Genomic DNA, 9,096 nt, shown 5'->3' with positions numbered 1-9,096 from the left:
TTAGTGCGTCAACGCGACTGGGCCGGCAGCGCGCCCGGCAGGTGCGTCGCGGCGGCCCAGCCCAGCGCCTTGCGCACGTCGGCCGGCACCGGCAGCGGCTGCACGCCGTCCGGCACGCGGGCCAGCTCGAAGCGGCGCAGCTCGGGGCTGCTGAACACCGCGCCATCGGGCGTGGCGAGCGCCCTGCCCCGCGCTTCCACGCCCGGCACGGCCTGGCGGAAGTCGTCCAGCGTCGCGAAGTTCTTCTGGCACGCCGTGCCGGGAACGGGTGCCCAGCTGATCAGCGGCTGGCTGCCCGCGGCGCGGAGGTAGACGTTGCCGTCGACACGCGTCGTCATGGGCGCGGTGACCTTGCCGCACGTGAGCGGCGCCTGCTCGAAGCGCAGCAGCGGGCCTTTCACGCCGGCATCGGCCACCAGCAGGTTGCCCTCGAACACATGGCCCACGCGTTCGTTGACGTCCGGCCCGGTCTGCGGGTGCCAGCCGAAGTGGTCGCCCTGCGCGCTGCGCTCGTTGCGGTCGATCAGCACGGGCGAGTTCACGAAGGTGTTGTGGTGCAGCTTCGCGCCCGAGCTGTTCAGGATGCGCGCGCCCTGCTGGTTGTTGACGAACACGTTGCCCGCCACGGTCAGGCCCTTGGAGATCTCGAAGAAGACCCCGGCCATCGTGCCTTCGACATGGTTGTTGACGAACACGCCGTCCTTGTTGCCGACGTCCCACCAGACGCCGTTGGAATACGGCTGCTCGATGACGAGGTTGTCACGCACGACGACGCGGTGCGACTGGTTGAAGATCTTGACGGCGGCCGGGTAGTAGCCGGTCAGCCGCTCCACGTTGTTGCGCCGGATCAGGTTGCGCTCCAGCAGCACGTCGGACGAGCCGATGATGTAGATGCCCTCGGTGCTGGTGTCGCTGATCAGCGAGTTGCGGATGACGAGCTTGTCGCCGCGGAAGAAGCCGGCCACGCGCGAGCAATGCGTGATCGTGACGTTCTCCAGCAGCGTGCCGACGACCTCCTTGCCGTGCTGCTCTTCCGGCGACGGGCCGACGGGGTCGTCGGTGGGCTCCTCGGACACCTTGGTCGCGGGCTTCTTGCCCTCGATGTCGATGGCCCGATAGGCGTACTGCGTGAACGTGATGCCGCGGATCTGCGGGCCCAGGCGGTCGGACGGCTTGCCGTGCACCTCGCGCGACGGACGGTGCAGCGCGACATCGTGCGCCGTGATCTCCACCAGCCGGCCGGCGGGGTTGGCGCCGATGTAGACATGGCCCTTGGCGTAGTCGATGTAGTAGCTCTTCGCCGTCACCTCGCCGGGCCAGCCGGCGGACTGCAGCGCCTCGCCGTCGATGAACACCATGTCGTTGTTGAAGCGGTGCAGCGGCGTCAGCATGGCCTCGCGGTCGGCATGCCACCAGCCCAGCGGCGCCGCCGGGAACAGCGCGGCCCACGTCGTGCGCCAGACGTTGTTGGGCAGCGCCTGCCACTCGCCCGCGACACGCGTGCCCTTGAGCACCGGCACCTCGTCCAGGTAGGGCTGGATGGTGATGCCCTGGTTCAGCTGCAGGCCGCCGGTGCGGTAGGTGCCGCCGCGCATGACGATGGCGTCGCCGGTGACGACGCGGGCGATGGCAGACTCGATCGTGGTCGGCTCACTGGCCGACGCGCCGGCCGAGTCGGCCTTGCCGTCGGGTGCGACGAAGTACACATGCGCCGCCTTGGGCACCGCGTAGCGCTGCGGCACGGGGCCGTAGGGGCCGCCGGACGGCTGGGCCCAGGCCGGTGCCGCGGCCTGCAGGGCCAGCAGGCCCACGGCGGCCGCCCAGCGGCCCAGGGTCGCCAACGGCGAACGGGAAGAGGTCGGGGAAGTCATGCTGTCTCCATCTGCGCCAAACGGTAGCGCTACCAATTGTTGTGACCGCACGCTACCACGGCTTGGCGCCGCCGCCCTCCTCCGCGGGCATCAACGCGGGCATCAACGCGATTTCGGCCCCACCAGCCCCAGCGCCAGCGCAATGCCCACCAGCACGATGGCGCCGCCCGCCACCATCTGCGCCGTGACGGCCTCCTGCAGGAACAACGCGCCCCACAGCATCGCGAACAGCGGGATCAGGAAGGTGACGGACACCGCGTTCGTCGGCCCCACGCGGCTCATCAGGCGGAAGTACAGGATGTAGGCCAGCGCGGTGCACAGCGCCGCCAGCGCCAGCGCCGCGCCCCACGCGGTGGCGCCTGGCAGCGCCGCGGGCCACAGCCACGCGGTCGGCAGCGCCAGCATCAGCGCGGCCGAAAACTGGCTGCCGGTGGCCACGGCCAGCGGCGAGACGCCGGACAGGTAGCGCTTGGTGGCATTGGCGGCCACGCCGTAGCAGAGTGTGGCGCCCGCGCAGGACAGCACGGCGAAGAAGCCGCTGTGGTCGGCACCAGCTTTGAAGCTGGCCTTGTCCCAGGCCAGGAAGGCCACGCCGGCAAAACCGATGACGAGGCCCAGCGCGCGCCACGGCGTGAGGCCCTGGCGCAGCCAGACGAAGGCGACGACGGCCGTCCACAGCGGCGTCGTCGCGTTGACGATGCTGGACAGCCCCGCCGTGATGGACAGCGCCGCGAACGAGAACAGCGCGAACGGGATGGCGCTGTTCAGCGCGCCGACGAGCAGCAGGCCCTTCCAGTGCGTGCGCAGCGCGGCCAGTTGGCCGCGCGACGCCAGCAGCGGGATCAGCATGGCGCTGGCCAGCCCCACGCGCACGAAGGCCAGCGCGACGGGCCCGAACTCGTGCGCGCCCAGGCGCATGAACAGGAAGGACGCGCCCCACAGCGCCGCGAGCAGCACCAGCTCACCGAGGTCGAACGGTTTCATGCGGCCATCACCTCGACAGTCGCCTCCAGGCTCAGCAGCGCCTGCTTGCGCGCCAGCCCGCCGGCATAGCCGGTCAGCGAGCCGTCGGCGCCGACGACGCGGTGGCAGGGCACCAGCACCGAGATCGGGTTGCGGCCCACGGCCGCACCCAGCGCGCGCGCGGCGCTGGCGCGGCCCAGCCGCTGCGCCAGCCGTCCGTAGGTGTCCGGCGCGCCGGGCGGGATGTCCAGCAGCGCCCGCCAGACCTCGCGCTGGAAGGCCGTGCCGGCCGGGTCCAGCGGCGGCAGCGTGAACGGCCGGCCTTTGAAGTAGGCCGCCAGCGCCGTGGCGGTGGCCGTCAGCACCGGGTCGCGGCCGTCGTCCTCGGGCACGGCCAGCGGGCCGGGGTGGTGTTTCTGGCCGTCGAACCACAGGCCCGACAGGCCGGCGGCGCTGCGGGCGGCGGTCAGCGGGCCCAGCGGCGTGTCGATGCGGCGTTGCAGGATGTGGTGGGTCATGCGTGTCTCCAGAGGTGCAGCACGGCGTAGCTGCGGAAGGGGCGGTAGCGCTCGGCGGCGGCCAAATAGGCCTTGGGCGACACCAGCGGGCCGTCGCCGCTGAGCGCCTTGCGCAGCACGACGTCGCCGGGCGGGAAGGCGTCGGGCCAGCTCCAGCCGCGCATCAGCATGTAGCCGGCCGTCCAGGGGCCGATGCCGGGAATCTGCGTCAGCTCGGCCGCGGCGGCCTCGGGCGAGCCCTCGCGGCGCGCGAACGCGAGCGTCGGCCAGGCCTGCGCCAGCGCGATGAGGCTGTCGGCACGGCGGCCGATGATGCCCAGCGACGCGATGTCGTCGCGCGTCGCGGCGGCGATGCGCTCGGGCGTCGGGAACAGGCGCTGGCAGCCGTCGGGGGCATCGGCCAGCGGCTCGCCGAAGCGCTCGACGAAGCGGCCCGCCAGCGTGCGCGCGGCGGCCACGGTGACCTGCTGGCCCAGCACGGCACGCACGGTCAGCTCGAAGCGGTCCAGGCAGCCCGGCAGGCGCTGGCCCGGCACGCTGGCGCCGCCCAAAGCGGCGGCGATGGCGTCGGGGTCGGCGTCCAGGTCCAGCCAGCGGCGCAGCAGCGGCAGCAGCGAGCCCACCGCCGGCCACAGCGTGGGCGACAGCTCCACGGCCGCCTCGCCCGGCCGCAGGAAGCCCACGCGCAGCCAGCCGGCATGGCGCTGGCCGGCGTGCGTCAGCGCCAGCGAGCGCGTGATGGCGCCCTGCTCCACCCGCTCGACGCCGGCGACGGCACGCGGCGCCAGGAAGGCCAGCACGCCGGCCACGTCGTAGGGCTCCCGGTAGCCCAGCCGCAGCCGCGACGTGGGCGCGTGGCCACTGCCGTCGCGCCCAGCCCGGCGCAGCGCCGTGGGCTGCAGCCGGTAGTGCTCCAGGAAGGCGGCGTTGAAGCGGCGCAGGCTCGCGAAGCCGGCCGCGTAGGCCACGTCCTGGACCGGCAGCGCGCTGTCCGTCAGCAAGGCCTTGGCCAGCAGCAGCCGGCGCGTCTGCAGGTATTGCAGCGGCGACACGCCATGCTCGGCCAGGAAGATGCGGCGCAGGTGGCGGCTCGTGATGCCCAGGTGGGCGGCCAGGCCCTCGACGCTGGCCTCGGCGTCGTCGCAGGCGTCCAGCCACGCCGCGGCCTGGGCGGCCAGTGTGCGCGACGCGTCCATCGTCGTCCACGGCAGCGCGCGCGGCGCCAGCTCGGGCCGGCACTTCATGCAGGGGCGAAAGCGCTCGGCCTCGGCCTGGGCGGCCGTCGAGAAGAAGCGGCAGTTCTCGCGCCGCGGCAGGCGCACGCGGCAGACGGGGCGGCAGTAGATGCCGGTGGACGTGACGCCCACGTAGAGCCGCCCGTCGAAGCGCGCGTCATGCGCCTGCAGCGCGGCGTAGGCGGCGTCGGGAGGCAGGGGGTCGGTCAACATGCGGCCAGTCTAGGCGGCGCTCCTGCCAGGGACTGGCAGTTTCCGGACATGCCCCTGGGGCCTGCCGGGCGAGGCTAGTCGGAAAACGCCGCCTCGGGGTGGCTCTTGCGGAGCTGGGCGACGACACCGCTGTCGACAAGGTGCTGGTAGGCCGCAACGATGTGGCGGACGCGTTCCTCGCTCATGGTCGGGCCAGCCACGGCATACAAGTCGTAGACCTGGCTCAGCGAGGTGATGCGCAGGCCCTCGCTGCCAGGCCGGCTGTCCATGGCGCGCAGCACCGGCTCCGGCCCGATGACGGCGTCGACGATGCCGTGCTCCAGCAAGGCCAGCAGTTCGACGAAGTCCTTGCCCTCGACGACCTGCGTGATGCCGGCCGACTCCAGCAGGCCGCGGCCCACGGACGCGCGCAGCGCCCCGATGCGCAGCGCCTTCAGCGCCGAGAGCTCCCCCGCGACCGGCCCGAGCGCCGGCCGCGTGAACACCGCAAAGCGAAAGCGCCCCACCGGGAACAGCCAGCGGAACTGCGTCTCGCGTTCGGGCGAGCGCGTCACGACGAGGGCCCCTTCCGCGTGGCCGAGCTGCAGCATGCGCCAGGCCCGCGCCCACGGGTAGATCTGCAGGACGGCATCCACTTGCGCCTGCTTGATGACACGACGGAACAGCTGGAAGGCATAGCCGTCCGGCCCATGGACGCCACGCGACAGATAGGGCGGGATGTCGTGGCCCACCCAGACCGCCGACGCGGCCCGCGCAGCCTTGCCCAGTCCTGCGAGCAGGCCGGGCAGGGTCAGGGCAAGGGCACGGCGTGGCAGCATGGGCAGCGGCTGGGGGGCAGGCCCGACTCTAGCCGCTGCTGCGCTGCTTCACATCGCCTTGAACAGATGCACATAGGCCCGGCTGACGGGCAGTTCGCGGTCGCGGCCGCGTACACGGACGAACAGCCGGCTCTGGTCGTCGCGCCGGGTGCCGCTCAGGTGCGCCAGATTGACGATCGTCGAACGGTGGATCTGCCAGAAGCGTTCGGGGTCCAGCTGGCCGGCAAGCTCGAAGATGGGCGTGCGGATCAGATGCTCGGCCGTGGCCGTCTGCACGATGGTGTACTTGTCGTCGGCGTGGAAGAACAGCACGTCGTCCACCGGCACCTGGTGCATGAGCTCGCCTTGGGCGGCGCGGATGTAGCGCAGCCGGGCCGGCGCGGCGACGGCTGCGGGCAGCAGGCGCCGCAGCGTCTCGGCCAGCGCGCCGTCGCCCTCGGGGGCCGCGGCGCGCAGGCGCTGCACGCAGGCCGCCAGACGCTCGGCCTTCAGCGGCTTGAGCAGATAGTCCACCGCACGCGCCTCGAAGGCGTCGACGGCGTACTGGTCGTAGGCCGTCACAAACACGACGCGCGTCGCCCCCTCGATGCCCTGCGCCACCTCCAGCCCGGTCAGGCCGGGCATCTGGATGTCCAGGAACGCCAGGTCGGGCTGCAGTTCGGCGATAGCCGCGGCGGCCTCGATGCCGTGGGCGGCGACCTTGACGATCTGCAGCTCGGGCCAGGCCTGGCCGAGCTGGGCCTTCAGGTACTGGGCCAGGTGGGGTTCGTCGTCGGCGATGAGCGCGGTGGTCATGTCGGCAGGCTGTTCAAGGGAAGTTGGAGTCGGGCGCGGGTGCCGCCGCCAGCGCGGGGCTGCAGCTCCAGCGTGGCGAAGACACCCCAGCGGGCGGTCAGGCGGGCGCGGATGTTGGTCAGCGCGACGCCGTTGCCGGTGCGGCGCTGTCCGCCCGATCGCTGCGCGTCCAGCCCCTGGCCGTCGTCCTCCACGTCGATGACGAGCGCACCCGCGTCGCCACGCCGCGCGCTGACGGCGATCTCGCCACCGCTGATCTGGGGTTCCAGCCCGTGGTGGATGGCGTTCTCCACCAGCGGCTGCACCAGCAGCGGCGGCAGCTCGACACCGGCCAGCTCGGCCGGCAGATCCAGCCGCACGCGCAGCCTCTCGCCCATGCGCAGCTGCATCAGGCCCAGGTAGGCCTCCAGCATGGCGAACTCCTGCGCCAGCGTCGTCGCCTCGCCGCGCAGCTGGCCCAGGCTGGCGCGCAGGTAGTCGGTGAATCGCTCCAGCATCAGCTTGGCCCGTTCGGGGTCGAAGTCGATGAGGCTTTGCACATTGGCCAGCGTGTTGAACAGGAAATGCGGCTCGATCTGCCCCTGCAGCAGCCGCAGCTGGGCTTCGGTGACGCGCGCCTGCAGCTGCTCCTGCTTCCAGCGCGCACGGTAGCGCACGCCGACGACGATGGAGACGAATGCCGAGATGCCCAGAAACTGGCCCCAGAAGGCCGGCTGCAACAACGCGCGGCGCCACCCCTGCGCGAACCACAGCGTGTCCACCATCGCCAGGCCGATGGTGACGCCGATGGCCGAGCACAGCACCGACAGCCCGGTGTAGAACACGCCGGAGCGCCAGTCCTGCCAGCCGACGATGGTGTCGATCCAGCGCTGCGGCGCCAGTTTCTCGAAGCCGCGGAAGATGGCAAAGAAACAGCCCGTTACGCACGCGCTGACAAAAAGGTGGCCCGGCAGCGCATGCAGCCACCAGCGCTCCGTGCCCAGTTGCCGGCCCTGCACGCCGTGGATGACGGCAAAGAAGAACCCGAAGCCGGCGAGCCAGAGCAGGTAGATCAGCATGCGCACGCGCAGCCGGTCGGGCCGGTGCTTCATCAGCGTACGCTGGTGGCGCCAGGCCTGGGCGAATTCCTCGGTGAAGCTCATGGATGCGAGTGTAGGAAGCCCGTGCGGCATGCCCCTTGCATGAGTGACGGATCGACAGCCGACGCGATGGATGGCGAGTCACACCCCGTGCCTACAATCCGCCGCGATTTCAAAACCCAGCATTCAAGAGGGAATTCATGCAGGTCAACGCATCCATCTTCAAGGCCTACGACATCCGCGGCGTCGTCGGCACGACCTTGGACGAGGCGCTCGCCGAGCACCTGGGCAAGGCCTTCGGCACGGAGGCCAAGGCCCTGGGCGAGAAGGCCGTGGCCGTGGGCCGTGACGGCCGCCTGTCGGGCCCGGGCCTTGTGGCCGCGCTGATCCGCGGCATCGCGTCGACCGGCCTGGATGTCGTCGACATCGGCGCCGTGACCACGCCCATGCTGTACTACGTCGCCGCCACGCGCGGCAAGCATGGCTGCAACTCCGGCATCATGGTCACGGGCAGCCACAACCCGAAGGACTACAACGGCTTCAAGATGGTGCTCAAGGGTGCCGCCGTGTACGGCGAACAGATCCAGGGCCTGAAGAAGCGCATCGAGGCCGAGGACTACGCCACCGGCAAGGGCCGCGTCGGCCAGATGGACATCGTGCCCGAGTACACGGCACGCGTCGTCAAGGACTGCAAGCTGGCCCGCCCGATGAAGATCGTCGTGGACAGCGGCAACGGCATCCCCGGCGCCTCGGCCCCGGCCATCCTGCGCGCGCTGGGCTGCGAGGTCATCGACATCTTCTCCAAGGTGGACGGCGACTTCCCCAACCACCACCCCGATCCCAGCCGCCCCGAGAACCTGGAAGACCTGAAGAAGATCGTCCACGCCACCGACGCCGAACTGGGCCTGGCCTTCGACGGCGACGGTGACCGCCTCGGCATCGTCACCAAGGACGGCGAGATGATCATGCCGGACCGCCAGATCATGCTGCTGGCCGCCGACATCCTGAAGCGCCAGCCCGGCGCCGAGATCATCTTCGACGTCAAGTGCACGCAGCGCCTGGCGCCGTGGATCAAGGAACACGGCGGCAAGCCGCTGATGTGGATGACCGGCCACTCGCTGGCCAAGGCGAAGCTGAAGGAAACCGGTGCACCGCTGGCCGGCGAGCTGTCGGGCCACATCTTCTTCAGCGAGCGCTGGTACGGCTTTGACGACGCGATGTACACGGCCGGCCGCATGCTGGAGATTCTGTCCCGCGACGCCGACCCCAGCGCCACGCTGAAGGGCCTGCCCAACAGTTTCAACACGCCCGAGATCAACGTGCCCTGCGCCGAAGGCGAGCACCACGAGGTCGTCAAGAAGCTCAAGGAGCTGGTCACGCCGGGCGACCTGCCGGGCGTGCTGGAGATCAACACCATCGACGGCATGCGCTTCGAATATGCGGACGGCTTCGGCCTGATCCGCCCGTCCAACACCACGCCGGTGCTGGTGCTGCGCTTCGAGGGCCACACGCCCGAGGCGCTGGAGCGCATCCAGCACGACGTGCTGGCCCAGCTCAAGCGCGTGAAGCCGGACGCGACCTTTGCTGCCGGGCACTGATGCCCC

8 protein-coding genes are annotated in these 9,096 nt (G+C 71.0%); 1 reads left to right on the top strand and 7 read right to left on the bottom strand.

The window, feature by feature from the left end:
- Positions 1-8: 8 nt before the first annotated feature.
- The 7 genes from ACG04Q_RS06040 to ACG04Q_RS06010 all read right to left on the bottom strand — a co-directional run bounded on the left by ACG04Q_RS06040 (position 9) and on the right by ACG04Q_RS06010 (position 7,555).
- Positions 9-1,871 carry a right-handed parallel beta-helix repeat-containing protein gene (locus ACG04Q_RS06040; protein ID WP_394509985.1) on the bottom strand — a complete coding sequence of 621 codons (1,863 nt, stop codon included), beginning with the start codon at positions 1,869-1,871 and terminating at the stop codon, positions 9-11.
- A gap of 102 nt (positions 1,872-1,973) precedes the next feature.
- Complete coding sequence (locus ACG04Q_RS06035) at positions 1,974-2,855, bottom strand: DMT family transporter (protein WP_394509984.1); 882 nt, start codon at positions 2,853-2,855, stop codon at positions 1,974-1,976.
- A complete protein-coding gene (locus ACG04Q_RS06030; protein ID WP_394509983.1) occupies positions 2,852-3,352 on the bottom strand; it encodes a methylated-DNA--[protein]-cysteine S-methyltransferase in 501 nt (166 codons plus the stop codon). Before ACG04Q_RS06030 ends, ACG04Q_RS06035 begins: the two co-directional genes overlap by 4 nt.
- Entirely contained in the window at positions 3,349-4,800 is a 1,452-nt protein-coding gene (locus ACG04Q_RS06025; RefSeq protein WP_394509982.1) for a DNA-3-methyladenine glycosylase 2 family protein, read from the bottom strand. The genes ACG04Q_RS06030 and ACG04Q_RS06025 overlap by 4 nt, the downstream gene beginning before the upstream one ends.
- 74 nt (positions 4,801-4,874) lie before the next feature.
- Complete coding sequence (locus tag ACG04Q_RS06020) at positions 4,875-5,618, bottom strand: substrate-binding periplasmic protein (protein ID WP_394509981.1); 744 nt, start codon at positions 5,616-5,618, stop codon at positions 4,875-4,877.
- Positions 5,619-5,666: 48 nt separating this feature from the next.
- Complete coding sequence (locus ACG04Q_RS06015) at positions 5,667-6,413, bottom strand: LytR/AlgR family response regulator transcription factor (RefSeq protein WP_394509980.1); 747 nt, start codon at positions 6,411-6,413, stop codon at positions 5,667-5,669.
- Complete coding sequence (locus tag ACG04Q_RS06010; protein ID WP_394509979.1) at positions 6,410-7,555, bottom strand: sensor histidine kinase; 1,146 nt, start codon at positions 7,553-7,555, stop codon at positions 6,410-6,412. Before ACG04Q_RS06010 ends, ACG04Q_RS06015 begins: the two co-directional genes overlap by 4 nt.
- A 137-nt stretch (positions 7,556-7,692) precedes the next feature.
- Here ACG04Q_RS06010 and ACG04Q_RS06005 point away from each other — a divergent pair, with 137 nt between their 5' ends.
- Entirely contained in the window at positions 7,693-9,090 is a 1,398-nt protein-coding gene (locus ACG04Q_RS06005; RefSeq protein WP_394509978.1) for a phosphomannomutase/phosphoglucomutase, read from the top strand.
- Positions 9,091-9,096: the final 6 nt, after the last annotated feature.

It is taken from the genome of Pelomonas lactea, assembly GCF_043555885.1.
Taxonomy (GTDB): domain Bacteria; phylum Pseudomonadota; class Gammaproteobacteria; order Burkholderiales; family Burkholderiaceae_C; genus Pelomonas; species Pelomonas lactea.
Note: the sequence above shows the minus strand (reverse complement) of the source record. Positions and strands in the feature narration are given on the sequence as shown.

Excerpts from the sequence above, each read along its gene's own strand:
- ACG04Q_RS06040 (WP_394509985.1), bottom strand. The coding sequence starts at position 1,871 with ATGACTTCCCCGACCTCTTCCCGTTCGCCGTTGGCGACCCTGGGCCGC.
- ACG04Q_RS06035 (WP_394509984.1), bottom strand. The coding sequence starts at position 2,855 with ATGAAACCGTTCGACCTCGGTGAGCTGGTGCTGCTCGCGGCGCTGTGG.
- ACG04Q_RS06030 (WP_394509983.1), bottom strand. The coding sequence starts at position 3,352 with ATGACCCACCACATCCTGCAACGCCGCATCGACACGCCGCTGGGCCCG.
- ACG04Q_RS06025 (WP_394509982.1), bottom strand. The coding sequence starts at position 4,800 with ATGTTGACCGACCCCCTGCCTCCCGACGCCGCCTACGCCGCGCTGCAG.
- ACG04Q_RS06020 (WP_394509981.1), bottom strand. The coding sequence starts at position 5,618 with ATGCTGCCACGCCGTGCCCTTGCCCTGACCCTGCCCGGCCTGCTCGCA.
- ACG04Q_RS06015 (WP_394509980.1), bottom strand. The coding sequence starts at position 6,413 with ATGACCACCGCGCTCATCGCCGACGACGAACCCCACCTGGCCCAGTAC.
- ACG04Q_RS06010 (WP_394509979.1), bottom strand. The coding sequence starts at position 7,555 with ATGAGCTTCACCGAGGAATTCGCCCAGGCCTGGCGCCACCAGCGTACG.
- ACG04Q_RS06005 (WP_394509978.1), top strand. The coding sequence starts at position 7,693 with ATGCAGGTCAACGCATCCATCTTCAAGGCCTACGACATCCGCGGCGTC.